The organism is Gemmatimonas groenlandica (assembly GCF_013004105.1).
Classification (GTDB): Bacteria; Gemmatimonadota; Gemmatimonadetes; order Gemmatimonadales; family Gemmatimonadaceae; genus Gemmatimonas; species Gemmatimonas groenlandica.
The window spans coordinates 4480884-4500736 of sequence record NZ_CP053085.1 but is presented as its reverse complement, the minus strand read 5'-3'; the positions used below and the strand labels follow the sequence as shown (position 1 = coordinate 4500736).

At 64.8% G+C, this 19853-nt stretch carries 24 protein-coding genes and 1 pseudogene; 9 read left to right on the top strand and 16 right to left on the bottom strand.

Features of this window, described 5'->3' with window-relative positions; genetic code table 11:
• Nucleotides 1-28 precede the first annotated feature (28 nt).
• Both HKW67_RS19315 and HKW67_RS19310 read right to left on the bottom strand, forming a co-directional pair.
• Nucleotides 29-661: an amidohydrolase family protein gene (locus HKW67_RS19315; protein WP_171226942.1), complete on the bottom strand. Its 633-nt coding sequence runs from the start codon at nt 659-661 to the stop codon at nt 29-31.
• Entirely contained in the window at nt 630-989 is a 360-nt protein-coding gene (locus HKW67_RS19310) for an amidohydrolase family protein (RefSeq protein ID WP_171226941.1), read from the bottom strand. Before HKW67_RS19310 ends, HKW67_RS19315 begins: the two co-directional genes overlap by 32 nt.
• A 414-nt stretch (nt 990-1403) precedes the next feature.
• On the opposite strand from HKW67_RS19310, the gene HKW67_RS19305 reads away from it, so the two are divergent.
• The 5 genes from HKW67_RS19305 to HKW67_RS19285 all read left to right on the top strand — a co-directional run bounded on the left by HKW67_RS19305 (nt 1404) and on the right by HKW67_RS19285 (nt 5260).
• Nucleotides 1404-2303 carry a hypothetical protein gene (locus HKW67_RS19305; protein ID WP_171226940.1) on the top strand — a complete coding sequence of 300 codons (900 nt, stop codon included), beginning with the start codon at nt 1404-1406 and terminating at the stop codon, nt 2301-2303.
• 89 nt (nt 2304-2392) lie between these two features.
• On the top strand, nt 2393-3193 hold the full coding sequence (locus HKW67_RS19300; RefSeq protein WP_171226939.1) for an AraC family transcriptional regulator: 801 nt from the start codon (nt 2393-2395) through the stop codon (nt 3191-3193).
• A gap of 57 nt (nt 3194-3250) precedes the next feature.
• Nucleotides 3251-4315 carry a DUF4331 family protein gene (locus HKW67_RS19295; RefSeq protein ID WP_171226938.1) on the top strand — a complete coding sequence of 355 codons (1065 nt, stop codon included), beginning with the start codon at nt 3251-3253 and terminating at the stop codon, nt 4313-4315.
• A 21-nt stretch (nt 4316-4336) separates the two neighbouring features.
• Nucleotides 4337-4936 carry a hypothetical protein gene (locus HKW67_RS19290; RefSeq protein ID WP_171226937.1) on the top strand — a complete coding sequence of 200 codons (600 nt, stop codon included), beginning with the start codon at nt 4337-4339 and terminating at the stop codon, nt 4934-4936.
• Between the two features lie 24 nt (nt 4937-4960).
• Entirely contained in the window at nt 4961-5260 is a 300-nt protein-coding gene (locus HKW67_RS19285; RefSeq protein ID WP_171226936.1) for a nuclear transport factor 2 family protein, read from the top strand.
• On the opposite strand, the gene HKW67_RS19280 is transcribed toward HKW67_RS19285, so the two are convergent.
• The 6 genes from HKW67_RS19280 to HKW67_RS19255 all read right to left on the bottom strand — a co-directional run bounded on the left by HKW67_RS19280 (nt 5234) and on the right by HKW67_RS19255 (nt 8793).
• A complete protein-coding gene (locus tag HKW67_RS19280; RefSeq protein ID WP_171226935.1) occupies nt 5234-5536 on the bottom strand; it encodes a hypothetical protein in 303 nt (100 codons plus the stop codon). The genes HKW67_RS19285 and HKW67_RS19280 overlap by 27 nt on opposite strands.
• 303 nt (nt 5537-5839) lie before the next feature.
• Nucleotides 5840-6163: a hypothetical protein gene (locus tag HKW67_RS19275; protein ID WP_171226934.1), complete on the bottom strand. Its 324-nt coding sequence runs from the start codon at nt 6161-6163 to the stop codon at nt 5840-5842.
• Between the two features lie 258 nt (nt 6164-6421).
• Nucleotides 6422-6868 carry an HIT family protein gene (locus tag HKW67_RS19270; RefSeq protein WP_230981067.1) on the bottom strand — a complete coding sequence of 149 codons (447 nt, stop codon included), beginning with the start codon at nt 6866-6868 and terminating at the stop codon, nt 6422-6424.
• A 443-nt stretch (nt 6869-7311) separates the two neighbouring features.
• Complete coding sequence (locus HKW67_RS19265; RefSeq protein WP_171226932.1) at nt 7312-7746, bottom strand: hypothetical protein; 435 nt, start codon at nt 7744-7746, stop codon at nt 7312-7314.
• 74 nt (nt 7747-7820) lie between these two features.
• Nucleotides 7821-8171 (bottom strand): hypothetical protein, encoded by a 351-nt coding sequence (locus HKW67_RS19260; protein WP_171226931.1) that lies wholly within the window; start codon nt 8169-8171, stop codon nt 7821-7823.
• A gap of 343 nt (nt 8172-8514) precedes the next feature.
• Complete coding sequence (locus HKW67_RS19255) at nt 8515-8793, bottom strand: hypothetical protein (RefSeq protein WP_171226930.1); 279 nt, start codon at nt 8791-8793, stop codon at nt 8515-8517.
• Between the two features lie 338 nt (nt 8794-9131).
• Between HKW67_RS19255 and HKW67_RS19250 the strand changes: the two are divergent.
• Nucleotides 9132-9290, top strand: a pseudogene (locus tag HKW67_RS19250) (IS110-like element ISEc32 family transposase); the annotation flags it as partial.
• A 112-nt stretch (nt 9291-9402) separates the two neighbouring features.
• On the opposite strand, the gene HKW67_RS22705 reads toward HKW67_RS19250, so the two are convergent.
• From HKW67_RS22705 to HKW67_RS19230, 4 genes are all read right to left on the bottom strand, one after another.
• Nucleotides 9403-9588, bottom strand: a complete 186-nt coding sequence (locus HKW67_RS22705; protein WP_171226929.1) for a type II toxin-antitoxin system HicA family toxin — start codon at nt 9586-9588, stop codon at nt 9403-9405.
• Entirely contained in the window at nt 9585-9806 is a 222-nt protein-coding gene (locus tag HKW67_RS19240) for a type II toxin-antitoxin system HicB family antitoxin (protein ID WP_171226928.1), read from the bottom strand. Before HKW67_RS19240 ends, HKW67_RS22705 begins: the two co-directional genes overlap by 4 nt.
• A 650-nt stretch (nt 9807-10456) precedes the next feature.
• Nucleotides 10457-12067 (bottom strand): M56 family metallopeptidase, encoded by a 1611-nt coding sequence (locus HKW67_RS19235; RefSeq protein WP_171226927.1) that lies wholly within the window; start codon nt 12065-12067, stop codon nt 10457-10459.
• Nucleotides 12061-12438 carry a BlaI/MecI/CopY family transcriptional regulator gene (locus HKW67_RS19230; RefSeq protein ID WP_206044502.1) on the bottom strand — a complete coding sequence of 126 codons (378 nt, stop codon included), beginning with the start codon at nt 12436-12438 and terminating at the stop codon, nt 12061-12063. The genes HKW67_RS19235 and HKW67_RS19230 overlap by 7 nt, the downstream gene beginning before the upstream one ends.
• A 134-nt stretch (nt 12439-12572) precedes the next feature.
• Here HKW67_RS19230 and HKW67_RS19225 point away from each other — a divergent pair, with 134 nt between their 5' ends.
• The gene (locus HKW67_RS19225; RefSeq protein WP_171226926.1) at nt 12573-12764 is read left to right on the top strand and encodes a hypothetical protein; all 192 of its coding nucleotides are present in this window, start codon (nt 12573-12575) and stop codon (nt 12762-12764) included.
• Nucleotides 12765-12806: 42 nt separating this feature from the next.
• Here HKW67_RS19225 and HKW67_RS19220 read toward each other — a convergent pair whose 3' ends face one another.
• From HKW67_RS19220 to HKW67_RS19210, 3 genes are all read right to left on the bottom strand, one after another.
• Nucleotides 12807-13511 carry a hypothetical protein gene (locus HKW67_RS19220; RefSeq protein WP_171226925.1) on the bottom strand — a complete coding sequence of 235 codons (705 nt, stop codon included), beginning with the start codon at nt 13509-13511 and terminating at the stop codon, nt 12807-12809.
• 185 nt (nt 13512-13696) lie between these two features.
• The gene (locus HKW67_RS19215; RefSeq protein WP_171226924.1) at nt 13697-14560 is read right to left on the bottom strand and encodes an alpha/beta hydrolase; all 864 of its coding nucleotides are present in this window, start codon (nt 14558-14560) and stop codon (nt 13697-13699) included.
• A 119-nt stretch (nt 14561-14679) separates the two neighbouring features.
• Nucleotides 14680-17748, bottom strand: a complete 3069-nt coding sequence (locus tag HKW67_RS19210) for a sensor histidine kinase (RefSeq protein WP_171226923.1) — start codon at nt 17746-17748, stop codon at nt 14680-14682.
• Between the two features lie 41 nt (nt 17749-17789).
• On the opposite strand from HKW67_RS19210, the gene HKW67_RS19205 reads away from it, so the two are divergent.
• Complete coding sequence (locus tag HKW67_RS19205; RefSeq protein WP_171226922.1) at nt 17790-18170, top strand: response regulator; 381 nt, start codon at nt 17790-17792, stop codon at nt 18168-18170.
• A 14-nt stretch (nt 18171-18184) separates the two neighbouring features.
• Here the strand turns inward: HKW67_RS19205 and HKW67_RS19200 are convergent, their stop codons facing one another.
• Nucleotides 18185-18817, bottom strand: a complete 633-nt coding sequence (locus HKW67_RS19200; protein WP_171226921.1) for a response regulator — start codon at nt 18815-18817, stop codon at nt 18185-18187.
• Between the two features lie 164 nt (nt 18818-18981).
• Here HKW67_RS19200 and HKW67_RS19195 point away from each other — a divergent pair, with 164 nt between their 5' ends.
• Nucleotides 18982-19839 carry an alpha/beta fold hydrolase gene (locus HKW67_RS19195; protein ID WP_171226920.1) on the top strand — a complete coding sequence of 286 codons (858 nt, stop codon included), beginning with the start codon at nt 18982-18984 and terminating at the stop codon, nt 19837-19839.
• Nucleotides 19840-19853 lie beyond the last annotated feature (14 nt).

The following is a 19853-nucleotide window of genomic DNA, read 5'->3' as shown; positions in this document are numbered from 1 at the left end:
TCACTCGAACCGTAGAGCCGCACCTGCCTCACTGCCGCTGCCGTAACGCCGCCAGTGCACCAGCGTCATACCAGTAACCCTGTGTATAGACACCGACGGGATGCACATACGCGCGCGCGGTCGTGAGCGGATTCTCGGAGAGCAGCACCAGATCAGCGTGTCGGCCGACAGCAAGCACGCCGAAGCGCTCCTCCGCGTCGAACACTCTGGCGGGAAGACTCGTCGCGGCCTGCAGCACCGAGATCGGCGAGAGCCCTCCATCCGCAAGCATCTGTAGCTCGAGTACCAGCGATTCGCCGGGCGCGGCACAGAACGTCGGTGCATCGGTCCCTGCAAGCAGTGGGACGTCAGCCGCGACGACCATGCCGACAAGGCGCCGGCCGGCTTCCAGGATCCGTGCGCGGACGACATCGCTCACGCCGTCGAACTGCCGCAGATACAAGTCACATCCGCTGCGCTGATTCGCGGGAAGAACACCAAGCAGGCGTTTCGCCTCAGCGTGAGACATATACGTGGCGACCAGTGTCGGTGTAAGCACCAATCCCGCCTCCGCCGCACGACGGAGTCGAGCATGGCAATCCGGTGTGTCCACGGCGGCCGCAAACGCTGCGTAGATGGCCGGAATCGATTCACCGGATTTGCGAAAGCGCGCGGCGATCACGCGATCGAAGGAGCGAGAACGCCCACACCGTTGGACCAGCGCCGATCATGCTAGGCGCGGCAAAGCCCGGCGACCCGATCCGCGCCAGAAATCGCTTCCGCGCGTCGAGGGATGATCCCATGTCACGCACATGCGTGATGCCGAACGACAGCATCACGCCGGCGTCCCGCTCTGCTACCGTGTCATTGCTCTGCAGCAGGTGAACGTGGGCGTCCCACAATCCGGGGATGGCGAAGGTTCCGCCCCCGTCGATCACGCGCGCGCTGGTGTTGGGTGGAATGTCGCGCGACGGAATGATCGATTGGATCAGCCCGCCAGCAATACCCACGGCGTGATGGTACCGAATACCGGCGCTGACCGGATCGATGACGTGAACGTCGCGAATCCAGACGTCAGGAGCGTTCTGGAGCGGTGGGAGAGGAGCCTGCCGCGTACACGCGCCGAGCAGTAGTGAAGACGTCAGTAGCCGCGTCGCACGGCGCCACCATGATTCGGCGAAAGGCATGGTCGGTAGCATGGGTCTGGTGAGACGGAAACTCGCTCTCAGAGACTTCGCCAGCGGTTCATTGATGGATGCAGTCGATGATGACGCGCATGCACGCGCCCATCGGCAGGCCCGCGAGAACGTCCTGCCGGCTCAGGATGAGCGGCATGCCGGCAGCTACGCAGTCGGGATATCGTGGCGTCGGGCTCACGCCGTCAATGCTTGCCAGTTCGCTGACCCAGGCGCAGCTTCTCCCGTATGACTACGCGCGCTGACGTCGAGCAATTGCTGCGGCGAATTCCACTGTCCACACCGGCCGATCAAGGCGCCGCGTCGACCGTGCTGCAGATGTTCGTGTCGCTGCGGAATGCGGCCTTCGAAGGCGGAGGCATCGGACTACCGCCGGTGATGACGCCGTTCGCGATTCCCGACCTGATACGTCAGATGCGGGAAGGCAATTATGTCGACGTCGCCTTGACGCTCATTGGCATAGCCGGTGATGCAGCGTCCGCGTTCGGATTCCTGGTGGCAGCCGCGACGGAGCTGGGCACTATCCCTGCCATCGGCGGATGGGCGTCGGCCGGCGTGGTGGCCACCACGATCGGTGAGATGGCTGGCCCGGCGGGCATCGCGGCCGCGGTGTTGGTGGCCACCTTTCGCGTGCCGCAAGATGTGAGCGAGAACAACAAGAAGCTGTTCTTTATCGCCGATGCGAGTGGCATTCTTACGTCGTGGATCTTCAATCTCCCGAACATTAATCCACACGCGCGGCTGACGGCACGCGCGCGCACCGGTGGCTACTTCCGCACCGACGTCTCCGAGGGGTGTCGGTTGGCGCATGATCGCGTGCATCAGCTGTGGCAGACCAACTATCGCGGCAACGCGACGGCGATCCGGGCCGCGCGCGAGTCGGCCCGAAACAGCTGGGAGCGATATTGGCGGCAAGTCGGCGACGCGCTGGAGCAGGGGCTCGTGCCGCTGCCGCATGGCGTCGGTTCCGGATGGGTGAACGCCGAGATTTCGGATGCGAACCGGCGCAACCGCTCCGCGGCGCGTGCTGCCGAGGAAGCGCGGCTGGCCGAAGGCAGACGGCGAGCCGCGGGCGGTTACTGGTTTCGCTCGCCCGAGGGACTTGATCTATTCATGCCCGACCCCTGAGACACAGCGAGCAACGCCGTCCGGCGGCCGCTTGGCTCCCGGTCTAACCTCGAGAGGAGCGCGGTCCCATCTATCAATCGCATTTTGTCGTGCCGACGGGCGATCGTCGCATCGAAGTCTGCGAACTGACGCACTCCGGCCCCCTGCCGCCGGGATGGCTGGCGCCGGGATTCGTCATGAACCTCGTGCTCGACGGCGAGGCGGACCTGCGGGCGCGCGGAAGCGCTCAGCACGTGCATCCCGGCGTCGTCGTCCTCTCCGACCCGGGAGAGTTCCGCCGCGTCACCCGTCGACACTCCGCCGTCGCGCGCACGCGGTCGCTGACGTGCGATCCCGCGGTCCTCACGGACGCGATCGCGCAGCGGGCTCGCGTGCGTGCCACGCCGCATCTGCGTAGCAGTACGAGTGGCGCGCCGGTGCTTCGCCACGCACTGCGTGCCTTGTTCGCGGGCATCGACGCCGGCGATCCGCCATTGGCGCTGGAGACCGCGATCGAGTGCTGCTTTAGTGCGCTGGCGTCCGACCTGAACCTCTCGTGGACGGCCATGCCCGCCGATCGGCCGGCGATCCGGCGCGTGCGCGACCTCATTGAGGATCGATCCGGCGACGCGCTTTCGCTGGCCGACCTGACCGCCGTGTCCGGACTGTCACGCGCGCACCTTATCCGGTCGTTCGCACGCGAACTGGGCGTCACGCCACATCAGTACCAGATGCACGTCCGTGTGCGACGCGCGCGCGAGCTGCTCGCGGCCGGGCGATCACCCGTGCACACCGCCGCGGCCGTAGGCTTCTTCGACCAAAGTCACCTCACCCGTCAGTTCCGGCGCATCACGGGCGTGGGGCCGGCAGCCTACCGCCGCATGGTCTATTCGGGCACTCAGCCGCGCTGACCGCCGCGTGCGACTTTTGTCCAAGACGGCCTTGTCGAGCGGTGATACCGTAGCGCCATGTCACATCACTTCGATTCTCCGGAAGCGCGCGCGGACAGCCGCATCAACATCACCGACAACTTCCTCTTCCACGATCCCGCCGATCGCTCGAAGGTCGTTGCCATCACCTGCGTCAGCCCACTGGCAGGGTTGCCATCACCCTATCACGGCCAGCTCCAGTGGCGGACGTTCCGTCCGACCGCCGCCTACGATATGCGATTCGATACCGACGGCGACCTTCGCCCGGATCGGGTATTGCGCTGCATTTTTTCGGGGGATGACGCCCCGCAACGCGTCGAGGTGCGGTGGCTACAGGGCGCCGCGGCGAACGACGATCACGCGATAGGTGAGGTGATCGGATCCGGCGCCGTCGGTGACACCATCACCCTGTCGATGCCGGGCGCGCGCATCTGGATCGGTGAAGCCGGTGATCCATTCTGGCTCGACGCTGTCGCCGCGAAGGGGTTCCTGGACGCGGCGCTGGCAGGTGGCAGCCCGCCCGTGTCGAGCTTCTCGAACGGTCAGGTCACGACGGCCGCTACGAACGTGCTGGCGATCGTCGCCGATTTGCCAATCGCGCTGCTCGGCCAGCGCTTGCACTTCAATTCCGCGGTGTCCGCCAATGACCACGGGCACTGGCATCAAGTCTCGCGATGCGGCCGGCCGAACTTCGCGGCCACGTTCGTCGATCATCCGGAACGGTCGCGCGCCATGAACGAGTCGATGCCCGAGCACGACGTCCGCGATTTCAGCGGTGACGTCGAGCGCGTGGTCTCGATCGTCGCGGCCAACGTCGGTCGCGTGCCCGATCCAGCTGGCTACGCGACGAGGGTCGCGCGCAGCTTGTTGCCGGATGTGATTCCGTTCGACGCCACGCTACCCAGCGGCTTCGACTTCGCCGGCGTGAACGGCCGCACGCTGCACGATGACTTCGGCGCGGTGGTGTACTCTGCCGTCTTCGGCCGGCCAATGGATACCGCCATCGCCCCCCTCGCCGACCTCCGTGCGAGCTGGCCGTGGGTACCGGCGCCACGACCCTTGCCCGGTGGACCCGGCGTCGCCGTGCCGACGCGCAATGAGTGATCGCCACGACACGCGCACCGGATGAGCGGCGTGCTGCTGGTCGCGCTCAGCGGCATCGGCGCGGGCTGCCTGCACGCCATCTCCGGGCCGGACCATATTGCCGCGATCTTGCCGCTCGCCGTCGCCGCGCAGCAGCGCGCGGTGGTCGTGGGTGCCAGCTGGGGACTGGGCCATGCATCCGGAGCGGGGCTCGTCGGCGCGGCAGCTATCGTGATCGGCCAACGTTTTCCCATCGCGACGATTTCGATGGTGGCCGAGCGAGCGGTGGGCGTGCTGCTGATCATCCTTGGCATCTGGGGTCTGATGCAACTCCGCGCACGAACGCACCCGACTCGCCATGACCATCGACATGAGTCGCGCGCGGCGATGCATGTCGGTCTGTTTCATGGGATTGCCGGCAGTGCGCAGCTGGTCGGCGTCTTGCCGTCGCTCTTCATTCCGACACTGGCGGGCAAACTGCTCTTCCTGAGCGCATTCGGCGCGGGATCTGCCGCGTCGATGGCGCTGTTCGCGCACCTCGCCGGAACCACGCGCGCGGTCGTGCATCACCGCATCCTCCTCGGTGGTTCGTCTATGCTGAGTGTCGTGATCGGTGTGGGCTGGATTGCCTTAGCGGCGTGATACGCACTCTCATCCATCCCCGACATGACACCATCCTTGTCCGCCGTCGCCATCGTGCGAGAGATCTACGCCGCCGTTGCCGCTGGCGACTTCGAGGCCGTGCTCACACGGCTGCACGATGACGTACCGGTGCACGTGGCCGCGTCACTCCCGTTCGGCGGCACGTGGCGCGGGAAGGCCGGCTTTCAGGACATGGCCGCGCGGCCGTGTGATCACCTGCCAGCCGTTCTACTTCGATACCGCCGTGGCGGCGGCGACGGCGCTACCTCAACGGCCGACGTCAGTACCCACGCAACGCTAGATCGCTGGCGATTCGGTGTCTGAGGCGAACGCGATGAACACGCACCAAACGCTGCCGTCGACCAGGGCCTCACTCGGCGCCTCCCGGAACGCGGCGACGTACAGTGCCGGTTCGTAACGTACTTCCTGGAGCAGAATCTGACTCGGCAGATAGACCGCGCCATCGGCAGCACGAACGGTCAGCTGTCGCTCCCAAGGCACACCGGCAACCGCTTCCGCCGACATCGGCTCCAGCGCCACCGGTCCGGGATTGGTGACGCGCGTCGCGAAGCGTTTTCCCCGCTCGGCTACGATGTCCACTTCAACGGGACTTTGCTGGACTCCAACGCCCATCTCCCGTGGCCAGACGCTTTGCCAAACGCCGTCCAGTGGCGCGCCCGCTCCCGAAGGGATGAGAAACGCGGAGAGGGATGGCGGTCTTGGGCGCGACGGCGGACGCGCAACCGCCGGCTGGGCGCGTGAACGGAGCTCTCCGAGCTGCTGGTTGCCACGCCACAGCGTCAGGGTCATCGATAGTCCGCATGGTCAGAGTAGTGGTAATTCACGATGGGCCAGCGACCGTCGATGTGGCGCATCGCCTACGTTTTGACTGCACAGCGCTCGTTAGCGAGCCTCGCGCGACGGCGTGGCGAGGCCCACAAGAACGCACCACCCGCTGAAGCTGACGCCGGCGTCCTCGCAACGCTGTTGCATGCTCCCATCGGACATCTCCTCGCGATGCGCATGCGCGCGAACGGCAGCGTGACTGTCGACGTGCTGAAAGACGGGCGTCCCGGGCCAATCACGCATGGTCTGTTGGGTGATCGCAATTCCTGGTAGCAATGCCGCGGACGGATCCAGCATGCCAAAGAGTGTATCGTCGCCATCGCCCGGCAGTTCGGGATGGATCCGCCCGAGGAACTCATCACCACGCCACAATGAACGCATCTGATTTGCTCAAATGGTTGAGGTGCTCGCTACCGCCAACGCTCGGCAGCGGGCGGCCTACCTAACCAACGGGATTGGAGACCATACGAACAGTCGCGCTATCGGCGAATCTCAAACCGGCTTACGCCGATGACTGGCGGTAACGACTTCAGGACAGGCGCTTCCGCACCACGTTTGTCCGTCAGACGTACTCCAAGACACGGTCATTGCTCCTGCGAATCGCGCGTTCCGCGGCGCCACGGTCACGCGCAGCGTTCGTTAGGCAGTCTGCGCTTCGACACCTGACAGGAGGCGTGCGTGTTCATCCAGGACGCGGCGTTCGGGGGTGGCGATATGCTGAACCGTGAACACGACTTGCCCGTTCTCGACCCGGGCAAACCGAGCTGAGGTGATGTCATACGGACCGTGCTGGGGGACAAGAATCAGGTGCGCATGGGCGACACCATACCCGTGAACGACCATGCCTACCCGCTGTGGTTGAAACACCTCCCGCATGCGGCGCCCGATGCGCTGCGCTACGCGCATGATTCGCTCGGCGGTGCGGTCCTCGACGTCGGTAAAATGGTCGACGTGGACCAGCGGAATGACGGTGCACTCCCCAGGCGAGGAGGGATGGATCGTCATGAACGCGATCACGAGTTCGTCCCGATAGATGATACTCGCGGGTGAACCCCCGTCGATGATCTCGCAGAACACACATGCCATGAGGCTAGCCGGTCTGGATGGTTTGTGTCTGAGTCTCGCCTGGCATGCTGCTGCCGCATATCAAACAACATGCGGCCAAACGAGCGACCTGCGCCAGAACGGCGACCGCGTGATATCGCGAAGCGAAGTCCATCAACGAAAGGGCGTCGAACCCAGTCGCATCGACGACGGTCACATCAAGCCCCGGCTCGAATCGCTGAACGAGCGAACCGCTCGCCCCCGGACCATTCATTACGCGGCAAAGCCAAAGCGATGCCTTTCCGCAGCGGCCGGGCAGTACCGCGCAATTGCCGACACTCCGGTAGGCGGTCGACCCACAAAGGCGCGGTCTGTGTTACCAAGGGGTTGCGTCCCACGACAATCAAATCGCCACGGCTACTCGCGGCATTGGGCACGGCGTACACGATGAACCAAGCGCAAGCGAGCGGCACGGTTCTCGTATATCAAGCACGTAGTGATAGGCCGCCGAACTCCTCGCTCTGCCCGCGTATCGTATCGACCCGGCCGCCGCCTGACGGGAGTTGGAGCGCCCACGTCGACGCATAGAGACCGTTGCTGAACCGGACCTGAATCCTGTCAGACAGGGCGTCCGCCGTCCACACATCAGACAGCCCTAGCCCCTCGACAACGCGACGCAGCGGTTGGCCGGCGCCGTCGAGCCGATCGACGACACGTGTGCCCGGTATATCCACGCGAAGGGGCGAGGTATCCAACTTTACGAGGATCGGCGACTGGGCGAGCTGCATACCTTGACCGCTGCCGGGCACGTCGGCGAATGCCCAACACCCGACGGCGTCGGTGCGCAGCGCGTAGCGCGGTCGGCGGTTGGTGGTCGGCGAAGCGTTACGAGCGACCAGTCCGCTGAGCGCCATCCACATCAGTTGGCGTTTTCGATTGTCATGAATTTGGCAATCTGTGCGCCGTGGGTGCCTAGCGTCTTGTTCAGCAGTGCTCACTCACGCGTCAGTCTGTCCCAAGCGGAATGCTTGTCCATCCATCGCATCGCCTTGGACGAGATGGCGGCACAGCCCATGAACCACAGGCCGGCCGCGAAGCCGTGCGCAGGTGAAACAATCGAGGGAAGAAGGATCGCGCCGGCACCGCTGACCAGACCGGCCGTGCACAAAAGTTGGTACCAGAACTGTGCACCGGCGCGATTTGGGACGCCGGTCAGACAGAAGCGAACCCAGTCAGGCGGCGTGCCATCCGCCCCGTGCTCGAACAACTCCTCAGCAGCATCATGCACGGCGTCGACGCTCAGCCCCGCCTCGACTGCCGCCTCGCGAACATAGCGAAGCTTCACGGCCTGTCCGGCGTCGAGCTCACTGGCGCGACGAAGGAAGTCCGCCGTCTCGGCCTCGCTGAGCCAACGCTCGTCATTTGTGTCGCGACCCGTCATTCGATGTCGTTCCCGGTAAGTTGGAATCTGCTGAACGCTTCAGCGTTCTGCTGCAGCGCATCAAACACAACGCGGCCGGACGGACCACGTGCGCCAGCACGGCTCGCCGCCTGCCGCATACCGCCCGCTGCCAGCAGCGACGATCCGTTGGGCAACTCACATGTCGCACTGCGGGGTCACCCGCGGAGGTCATGGCGGGGGGTGCCTGCAAGGTGCAGAGCACGTAACCCAGCGAAGATCCGCGGCGTCAACGCAACCGCACATCGGGCATGCGCGTACGCTGTACGGGTTCGCGGAGATGCGTGAAGTGCAGAGTCACGGTATCCACGATTTTGGCGAATCCGTACGAGCGCTTGAAGGACTGAATCATGTAGGTGACGCGTGCGAACCGCGGCCGCATGATGGCGGTGTCCCACGCCGCCACCGACCCTGGGCCATAGCCGTTCACCGTGATCACAAACTCTCCCGTCGAGTCGGAATAGACGGGCCCTGCCCAGTATGCGAGGTTGCCTACTCCACCTTCCAAGGTGACTCGCTCGGAGTCCAACGGCGCACCGCGAAAATCGAGCACACGCCCAGCAAGTTCCGCTCGCAACGACGGACGTGGCGCGGTTTCGTTGATGTCATAGGCCGAGGAGTCCGACGCTGTGCCTCGCTCAGACTGTGGCGCGCAACCCGTCAGGTGCGCCGCCGACAGTAGGACGCACGCCAACTGGCACAACGAGGCCCACGTACGGTATCGGACCGCTACCGTAGCGGTTGTAGCGCCACTTGTGTCGGACCAGCGGGCAACTTGAACGGTACGTGGGCACATCGAACCTACGGTTCCCATAGTATCCCCAACCGACCGTCTTTGGCGCGTAGATTCGCGAGTTCTACTTGCGATTGATCGCCGCCGGAAAGCCCAAGAAGCTCGCGCTCGTCCCGTGTATGCGGAAACGGCTCACTATCCTCGATATGATGATGCGAACGAACACCACGTGGAGCGCGAAAGCCACGACAGCGATACTCGTAGTCGATTGACTTTCAAGAATGTTGCTAACGCCTCAGCGTTCAACTGCTAGCGCATCAAATCACACGCGAGCGTAGCGAGCAATCCGAAACGCGCTTGTCAGTTGCAACGCTCTGTTCGGCATCAGGGCTCCGGAATCTCCAGATCGCGGCAGATCTTTCGCGCGAGATAATCATTCACTTCACGATGGTGTGGGATGACGGACGTCCGACGCGCGGGGCGATTAACGAAAACCGAGTGGTTGGCGCCCTCCCGGAGGAGGACGCAGCCGTGCGCCTCGACATGGCGCACGAGGTCGACCCGCTTCACGCGCTGAGGCGGAGGGGTTCGCGAATCACGGCGGCGCCCGCGAGATCTTCTTCGGCCATGGCGCGATTCGCCTCCATCACGAGCGCCACGGCCTCGCGCAAGTTGGCTCGCGCCTCATCAAGGGTCGCGCCCTGCGTGTTAGCGCCTGGCAGCTCTTCGACAAACGCGATGAACCCCTCGGGCACTTCTTGATATACCGCAGTGAGTTCGACGGCCATACACACCTCGAAAGGAGGGAACATTGAAATCTACCTGGACTTGGCCGTGAGCGCATCGACCGATTTGCTGCAGGCGCACCGAAACTCCGCCGAGCACTACTGCTGGGTCAGAACATCGTCCGCGCGCACTCACGCTCTTGCATGCCGAACACCTGTTCGCTCGACCGACATACCACCGTGACGGCGGTCGAGTTCCGGCGCATCGCTTACAATCCCATTCGGCCCGCCACGTCGCAACCCCGCCATTTCACAGCATCCACGCGTTTGGTCACCGTGTGTATTCCTCCTCGGATATTCGCTCGACCGAGCGAATGCGCAACGCCGCATCACCGACAGTATGGGCCATGACGCAGAACGCACGTGTCGTGACCGCTACGCTCGCGTCACCTGCGTCACCAGCTCGCGGTCGAACCGACGTCCATTCCACTCGCGCGCCTTCCGTCACCCGCGACGCATTGATCCGCTTTGCGTCGCGAGGCCGCCGGTACCGCAGCTCGAGCGTCGACGACGCGCACTAACGCGAAGTGGACCCGGTTCGCCGCGCCACCGCGACGGTCTTCATCACAGCGTGGGTCCTGCACCGCGCATGCCTACCGGCTGGATGCGAGTCGCGCGCTCCACCGGCAGGCACCACCCGAGCGATGCACCGACTACTTCTGCAGCGAGAACTCGAACGGCAGTTGCATCAATTGCCGCACCGCCCGTCCCTTCACGGTGGCCGGTGAGAACTTCATCTGCGCCAGCGCCGTCTTGACCGATTCGGTGAACAACGGATCTGGCGAACGAAGCACCTTCAGCGAGCTCATATCGGCCGTGCCGTCGGCGTTGATGATCACCTGCGCCACCACCGACCCCTGGACGCCGGCGGCGCGAAGCGTGGGCGGATACGCCGGCCCCACCGCACCGGGTGCGATCGCCGCTTGCTGGTCGAGCGTAGCTCCCGATTCAACGCGCGGCTGCACCGGTGCTGCGGCAGCGTCTTCGCCGAGCGAGAACTGAAACGGCTGCTGCGCGAGCTGTTTCACGGCGCGTCCACCCACCATCGCTGGCATGAACTGCATCTCAACCAACGAGGCGCGCACCGCCTCCGCGAACAGTGGATCGGCGGTCCTGAGCACCTTGAACGTGGACATGTCCGCCTTGCCATCGGGGTTCACCACGAACTGCGCGAGGACCGCACCTTCGACACGCGCCGCGCGCAGCGACGCGGGATACATCGGCCCCTTGCTGCCCGGCGCCATCACGGCCGGCTTGTCCACCTGAAATTCGAAGTACGGCTTTCCCTCTGGAATGCTCACCGGTTTGTCAGCCACGATCGGCGCGGTCGACTGTCGCGCAGCGGCGGGTGCGGGTCCCATGAGGTTGTCGCTCACGCGATTGGAGCACGCGGCAACGAGCGCGAGCGCCGCCACGGTGCCGGCAACGAGTGCCTGAGCGATCGGACGTCGAGAAGGGGCAGCAGTCATGACGGTGATTCTCCGGGCGAGTTGTGAACGGGAATGGGCGAGCATGGGCGCGAAGCGCGCGGAGCTGCCGCGTTGCGCGATGAGGAGCAGCAGCTTGGCGTATCGCTGGCGATCGGCGGCAGCGACGAGTGTTCGGGCATCGCAGTCCACCTCCATCGCAAGGCGAAGTCGACTGGTGATGAACCAGAGGCCGGCGTTCCACGGCGCGATCGTCGTGGCGGCGACCGAGAGCCACACCAACCACGGGTCGCGCGCCAACCGGTGTTCGCGCTCATGTCGCAGCACGAGCGCGCGCAGCGGGGCATCGAGATCGAGCAGCCACGCGGGAATCACGATGTGCATGTCGCGAAGTCCGATCACCGCCGGACCGAGCGAGTCGGACACGAGCACCGCATCGCCATCGATCGCGTGGGGAACGGCGCGATGACGGATGCGGTGCAGTACCACGACAGCGCGTGCCGTCTGCAGCAACATGACCACGCTAACCACGCCCCAGAGCACGAGGAGCGTGACGTCGAGATGCTGGAACAGCAGATCGACGAGTGTGGACGGCCTGTCGGTGAGCGGTGCGGTCATCGCCGTCACCTCACCCATGCGTGCGCTGCCAGCGCTGTACGCGGGTCGAGCGAGGAAAGTCCACGCGATCGGCGGCCACGCGAACGCCACCCCAAGCGCGCCAAGCCAGACGGCTCGCGTGGGCCAATGCCTGGCGCGGAGCACGCGCTCCACCCCGAGCGCCGCCGCACCCACCAGCAGCGCGAAGGCCGTTGCCGCCAGCATCCAGAGGCCTAGCATGCGTCGTCCTCCGGCCGCGCTTTGAGTTTACGCGCGAGCTGTTGCAGCTCGTCGGCGGACACCCCATGCTCGTCCACCAGTTGCGCAATCAGCGCACTCGGCGAGCCCGCGAAGAGGCTGGCCATCAGCCGCGACAGGGCGTTGCGCTGGGCCGTCCGTCGCTCCACGAGTGGGAAGTAGCGGTGGGCGCGACCCTCCTCTTCGTGCCGCACGAAGTGCTTGGCCTCGAGGTTTCGGAGCACGGTGAGCACCGTCGTGTACGCGAGGGGGTCACCCAGATGCTCCCGCACTTCGCTCACGGTGCCGGAGCCGAGCTCCCACAGTGAGGACATGACGTCGAGTTCGCGATCGCCGAGCGTGGAGTCGTTCACGAGGGGACGGGAGGGAGGTGGGTGCGCGCGGGTGTTCTACGATCTGCATAGTACTATGTGGATCGTAGATCAATTTGTCAACTAGGATGATAGTAGACGGGTTGCGGCAACGTGATTCCGTCTTCGCCGACTCTGTGCGCGCGATCTATAGCCCGCTGGCCGAGTATCTCGTCACACAGCCCGACGGTGTCGCCAACAAGGAAGCGTTGGAGAAGGTGAAGTCCGCCACGGAGGCGTACTGGGTGCAGCTCTGGAAGCAACCCGAGATCGCCGCCGAGGTGCTCGACTCACGACAGATCGATACGTTCAGCCTGCGCAAGGACTGAACGGCGGGAGCCGATGCGTGAGTGGCGTCGAGCACTACACGTTCAGTGCGGCGTAATCCAGGACGTTTCGTTCGGCGCGGGCAGTGGTGGCTGTGCCGGCGCGACGTCCCGATCGACACGACGCGCCGACATGACGTTGTTGACGAAGCGTTGACCTTCGGACAGTCGCTCCACTTCAATGGCGATCGCGTCGATCGACTCCTGCAGTCTGCTCTCGTCTCGCGGCGCGTCGACGCGCGGGGCCTGTCGTCGGCCACGCAGAAAGCCGAAGCGCCAGAGCAATGCACCGAGCGCCAGCAGTACCGCCGCTTCCGCCATCATCATCTTCTGGAACTGGAGGCGTTGCGTCACCAGTAGCTGCTCGGACGCGGTCGTGAGCACCGAGATCGAGAGGGGTGTTGACGCCGCGGGTTCGGTCGATGTCACGGTCAGCGGCGACTCCGACAGGCCGGTCTGTTTCATCGCGACGTCGATTTGTCGGTCGACCCCTTCGATGGAGCGCTCGATCTCCCGCATTCGCGTGCCGAGTCGTTCAATGGTGACGTCATACTCCCGGACCATCGACGCATCACCGCGGGCCTGGGCGTTCAGTCGCTCCTGTCCGATCTGGCCGCGACTGCGCATGGCGGTTTCGTACTGATCCGCGAGCACCTCACGCCGTTGCTGCAGCGACCTCAACAGCACCTCATTTGCGGTATAACTGACCGACGCGGGCATTCCAGGGATGTTGGTGGTTTGCTGAGGCATGAGGGCGTGCTCGACGCGTAGCGGTGGGAGCGATCGGGACGGGTGCTCATCGGCCCTACGAACATCCTAACCGCCAGTTTCAGGAGCGCGGTACGCGACGCGCCATGGCGAGCCCGACGCCGCGGCATTGTTCCGCCCCGGACCTGGCGCGCCATCTGCCGTCGATGGCGCGCCACCGCCGTCGATTAGTGCGCGACCGCGTCCTTCGTCCGCGCCACAATCCAGCCGGTGATGTCCGCCATCACCAGCTCTTTGTCCACGTCATTGAGCAAGTCGTGGAAATGTCCCTCGTACAGCTTCAACGTCTTGTCCGTCGATCCCGCCGAATCGAAGAACTGCTGACTCCCGCCCGGCTTGGTCACAATATCGGCCGTGCCGTGCAGGATCATCACGGGCATCGTGAAGTGCGGGAATTCCTTCCGTAGCCGATCACCCGCGCGGGCGAGTTCGGCCACGGTACCGATCGGCTGCGCTTCGTTGGCCAGCAGCGGGTCACCTTTCATCGCGGCGACGGCGTCCTTGTCGCGCGAGAACCCATCAATCGGCAGCTTGAGCACGCGCGCGTGCGGTATGATGTGTTCCAGTCCCTTGAGCGCGGCCACCGCGAGGTCGGGCGCGTACACCTGGAAGGCAAAGCTTTCGCAGACGAGACCAGCGAGGTCGTGCTGATGATCCAGCGCGTACACCGTCGAAATCACGCCGCCGGCGCTGTGACCAAGCAGAAAGACGGGTAGTCTGGGCTCGCGAGATTTTGCGAGCGTGATGGTGGCGCCGACATCGCCGAGGTATTCGTCGATGGCGTGAATGAAGAAGCGCTCGCCGTCTGAGAGTCCTCGTCCGCGCAGGTCGAGCGCATACACGGCGTATCCTGCCGCGACGAGTTGCTCGGCCGCCCAGCCGTAGTATCCGCTGTGCGAGAGGACGCCGTGACAGATCACCACTACGCCGCGCGGTGCCGTTTCCGGTCGCCACGACCGGACGTGAATCATCGTACCGCCGATGCTCTCGATCTTCTCTTCGCGTGTTTCGATCGATGCTGCTGCCGTCATTGTAGTCTCCTGGGTGAGGTGTATGGACTCACCGCAGACAGTAGCGCGAACGCACTTCCGTCGAATCGTTCCGTCGAAGAGTCATTCCCTACGTCGACGGGCGTATTCGGCTCGTCGAGCTATGACATCGCCGATGGCAGACACAACAGCAACGTCGTCCCATCGCCGTTCGCGCCGTCAATCGAGAGCATTCCGCCCGCGTGCGTCGCGCGCTCGCGCATGCCGCGCAATCCCCAGTGCCCGTTGGCAATACCCACCGACTCTTGATCCGGACTCATGCCACGGCCGTTGTCTTGCACGATCAGGCATACGCGCGCCGCTTCGTACGACAACGTCACGCGCAGCGTTGACGCCCCGGAATGGCGTACCGCGTTCGCGATGGCCTCACGCCCGACGCGCAGAATCGTGGTTTCGGTATCGAGCGCGAGACGATGAGGCGCTCCGGTGACATCGAATGTCAGGGCGATACCCGATGTCCCTACCAACGACAGCGCCGCCGACTCCAGCGCCACCGGCAGCGGTTGCGCGTTCAGCTCCGGCGCCCGCATCTCCCACACCATGCTCCGTGATTCTCGTAACGTCGTATCGGTCATATCGAGAATTCGTCCCAGCGCCGTGTGCGCCGCCTCTGGCTCGCGGATCAGTGAGTCCTGCACCGCTTGAATTTGCAGGGTGATACCGGTGAGCCCCTGTAAGAGCGTGTCGTGCAGGTCGCGCGCCAGCCGCGTGCGCTCGGACAGTTCCGCGTCGAAGCGTGCCTGCAGTCGTTCCGCCGCCCGCCGTTCTTTCTCTTTCAGCCGCGCGCGAACGAGGGCCGTCGTGATCGCCAACACCGTCACCACCAGCACCACGGCGAACCACCACGTTTGATACCAGGCTGGCACCACTCGCAGCTCGAGCGTCGCCTCCGCGCCTGTCGCGTCATCATCATTCCACGCGCGCACACGAAAGCGATAGCGGCCATGGCGCAATTGCGTGTACATCGCACTGCGCGTTCCGGTGGCGGTCACCCAGTCGCCGTCGGCACCGTCCAGACGATACTGAATGTGGACCCGCTCGGGCGCGAACAGCTCAGTGGCCGTGAAATGAATCTCCACGCGCTCGGGATTGGGCGGAATGATTGGCGACGGGCTGACGACCCCATTCACGCGCACCTCTTCAACGACGGCGCGCGCCACTCGAGACGTTCGCCGCAGCTCAGCCGGAGACACCACGGCCAGCCCCGCGGGCGTGACAAACCACAAGCGTCCATCGGCCGCCGTGGCCGCCGACTTCCGGATCAAGTTGGTCAGCTTCGCGCTGCGTAGTCCGTCCGCTGAGCCAAAAAACTCGGGCACGGGAGGAGGACGACCAGCGCTATCGGCGGCGTGATGCAAGGCGGCGAGCGGAATGCGGCCCAATGCCGATTCACCGCCGAACCACAGATATCCCGCCGCGACGAGGAGCGATGGATACGGCGTACGCAGCAGCAGCTCGATGGATGGAATCTTCACCGTCGCGGCGCGAGTGCCGATGAGGCGCAACAACGTCCCATCAGCGTTCGCCCAGAGTGTATCGCCCCCCTCCGACAGCACATTGGTCATCGGCAGCCGCGCACCGCCCGGCGACGTGATGCGCGACACGACGGTGTCACTCGCGTACTGTATCAGCTGGCTCGGGTTGCGCATCGACACCCAGACGGCGCCGCGCGCATCCTGTGTGATCCCCACAATCAGCGTACGCGCCGACTCATCAGGAATTACCAGTCGTGTCAGCGTCCCGTTCCGCCAGATGCGCAAACCGGTCGGAGAATTGCCGAGCCACAAGCTACCGCGCGCATCTTCAAGCGCGTGGATGCCGGTGTTGGATGCCACCAGCAATCCTGGCACGGGGCGTACCCGTCCATCGACCACGCGATAGAACTGATGGCGCAGATCGTACACCCACGGCCCGCCAGCCGGCGACGCGGTCGCGAGCAGAATCGGCAGGTCTCCAGGGGGCAGAACACTGTCCACGCGCAACGCGGAATCGGCGCCACGAACCGCGCCGCCGTGCAACCGATACAGCGCCCGTGCGTTGAATGCGGCCATCCACAGCGAACCGTCAGCATCCGCCACAATCGAGGTCGGCGACTGGAACGGCAGCGCATGTCCTTTTCCCAGCGTGATGAAGGGCGCAATGCGTAGTCGATCGAGTCCCGCGTCGGTCGTGACCCATAAGCTCCCGTCGTCATCCTGATGCAACCCACGCACGACGGCATCGGTCAGGCCCGCCGCTTCCGAAAACTGATCCACACGGCCGTCACGCCAGCGCAACAGCCCGTATCCGCGGGTCGCCAGTACCACCGAACCGTCGTTCAATTCGGCGGCAACAGTACCGCCGACGCTCGCGGTGCCCGTTGGCGGCTTGATGGTCGTCGTGACGCCGTTCAACTGGCTTTGGAAACCATTCTGCATGAACCAGATGCGTCCGCCGTGATCCTGAAGTAACGGACGAAGGTTTGGCGTCCCCGTGGAAGGGAGCCGAATCGCACCCGTCGGGCTCAAATGCCACAGCTGTCCAGTCGTGGTGCCAATCAGAAGGCCGCCGCCGGAGTCGGCAGCGATACCGGACACTTCGCGCGCATCGATCGCCGCCGGAAGTGGGGGCGCCTCCGGCCGGCCGCCACGAAGCACGAACACGCGTCGCGCTCGTGCCCACAGTCGACCGTTGCCATCTTCAATGAGTTCAGCCACGGGCCCACGCGACGAGTCGGCGCTCAGCACCTCGCGGAACGCGCCCCGTTCGTACACCACGAGCGCACCGTCCGGGCGGGAAATCCACAAGCGCCCGGCCCGGTCCACCAATTTTGGCGAGAGGTATCCCACGGCCGCACTCTGCAGCACCGACGCCGTCGACGAGTCCACCCGCACGAAGCGCACGCCATCAAACCGTATCAGCGCATCGCTGGTCCCGAGCCAGAGATAGCCGTCCGGGCTACGCATCGGCGCCACCACACCGGACTCCGGTAGCCCTTCGCGCGCCGTCCACGACGTGTGATGCAAGTCGACCAGCCGGCGCATCGACGACTGCGCCGACGACTGCGCCGACGACTGCGCCGACGACTGCGCCGACGACTGCGCCGACGGCTGCGCCGACAACGATGTCGCGCCCGCGAGCAGCGCTGTGCTCGTCGCCAGCAACAAACGCCAACGCGCGACTACGTCCATGTGAGGATGCGCACACGTGGACGCGCACTCCAGTATCCGGAATGCAAGACTCTCACCCCATTCGTGTGCTGATCGTCGATGACCATCCGATGATTCGAGACGGTCTGACCGCGCTGCTTACCGGTCACGCTGACATGACCGTCGTGGCCGAAGCCGAGAACGGCGAACAGGCACTGGCGCGGTACGATGCACATCACCCCGACATCGTGTTGATGGACTTGCGCATGCCGGTGATGGACGGCTTGGCCGCCACGCGCGCCCTCCTCGCACTTGACGACACGGCGCGCATCATCATGCTGACCACATTCGAGGGCGACGCCGATATCGAACGCGCACTCACCGCGGGGGCGAGAGCGTTTCTCCTCAAGGATCAGCTGCGCACCCATTTGCCCACACTCATTCGCGATGTCTTCAACCGCTAACGCCGTCCTCGGCATCACTCGAGATGTAGAATGCCGCGACGAACGGCAATCATCACCGCCTCGGTGCGATCGTCGGTGCCGAGTTTTCGCAGAATGCTGCGGACATGCACCTTCATGGTGCTCTCCGCGCGGCCCAGCGCCGTCGCGATCTGCGGATTGCTCCGTCCGCGAGCCAGCATCGCCAGCACTTCGAGTTCACGCGGTGTGAGCTCCTGTCGCGGGATGTGCTCGGCCAACTTGCGCGCCACCGCCGGCGGAATACCACGATAGCCGTTGTGCACTTGCCGAATGATTTGCAGCAAATCCCGACGGAGCATGTCTTTCAGGAGATACCCACTGGCGCCCGCCGCCAGCGCCCGATGGATGTCTTCGTCGCCATCGTAGCTCGAGAGCGCGATAATGCGCGCGTTCGGGAATTCCGCGCGGATGCGCTTGATGGCGGTGAGTCCGTCCATGCCCGGCATGCGCAAGTCCATCAACACAATGTCCGGCCGATGCGTTCGATACAGCTCAATCGCGGCGGCGCCATCGCCGGCCTCGTCGAGGAGTCGGAGATCCGGCTGCCCCGCAATGACGGCCGCCAACCCCGCGCGAATCAGCGGATGGTCGTCGATCACCAGCAGCGAGATCACATCGGACGTGGCCATGCGAAATAATACGTTCGCGCGCCGCGGACCGCCTACGTCGGTCGACGTAGGGAAGAACACGCCGCTCGGTCGATTCGCGGACCGCGACGGCGATGGAGCTTCAAGCCGTTCACACGGTCAGCCATTCGCGGTAGGCAGCTTCCGCGCCATCTTCTGGAGGTCCCATGTCGAAAAGCATGATTGACGCGCAGCGCGCCGCGTCCACCATCACCGTTGCCGATGGGGCGCAGATCTACTTCAAGGACTGGGGCGCCGGACAGCCCGTGGTATTCAGCCACGGATGGCCGCTCAACGCGGACAGCTGGGAAGCGCAGATGCTCTTCCTGGCCGGTCATGGGTTCCGGTGCGTCGCGCATGATCGGCGCGGGCACGGCCGGTCTACGCAGACGTGGCAGGGCAATGACATGGATCAGTACGCCGACGACCTGGCCGCGCTCATCGAGGCACTCGATCTGCGCGACGCGGTGCTGGTTGGCTTCTCCACCGGCGGGGGTGAAGTAGCGCGGTACGTGGGTCGTCACGGGACGTCGCGCGTCGCCAAGGTGGTGCTCGTGTCGGCCGTTCCGCCGTTCATGCTCAAGACGGCGGACAATCCGGGCGGCGTGCCCATCGAGGTGTTCGATGGGATTCGCGCGGCGTCCCTCGCCGACCGATCGCAGCTGTATCGGCAACTCGCCGACGGGCCCTTCTTCGGTGGCAATCGCGATGGGCAGCACCCATCGCAGGGCATGCGCGACGCGTTCTGGCTGCAAGGGATGCAGTCGGGCCATCGCAACGCGCTCGAGTGCATTGCGGCCTTTTCGGCGACGGACTTTCGTTCCGATCTCGACGCGATCGACGTGCCGACCTTGGTTATACACGGCGACGACGACCAGGTGGTGCCGTTCGAGGTTGGCGGCAAAGCGTCGGCGGCGCGCGTCAGGAATGCGAAGCTCATCGTGTATCCCGGCGCACCGCACGGCATTACCGATACACACAAAGACCAGCTGTCTCACGACCTGCTCGACTTTCTCCGTGCCTAGCGTCGATGGTGCAC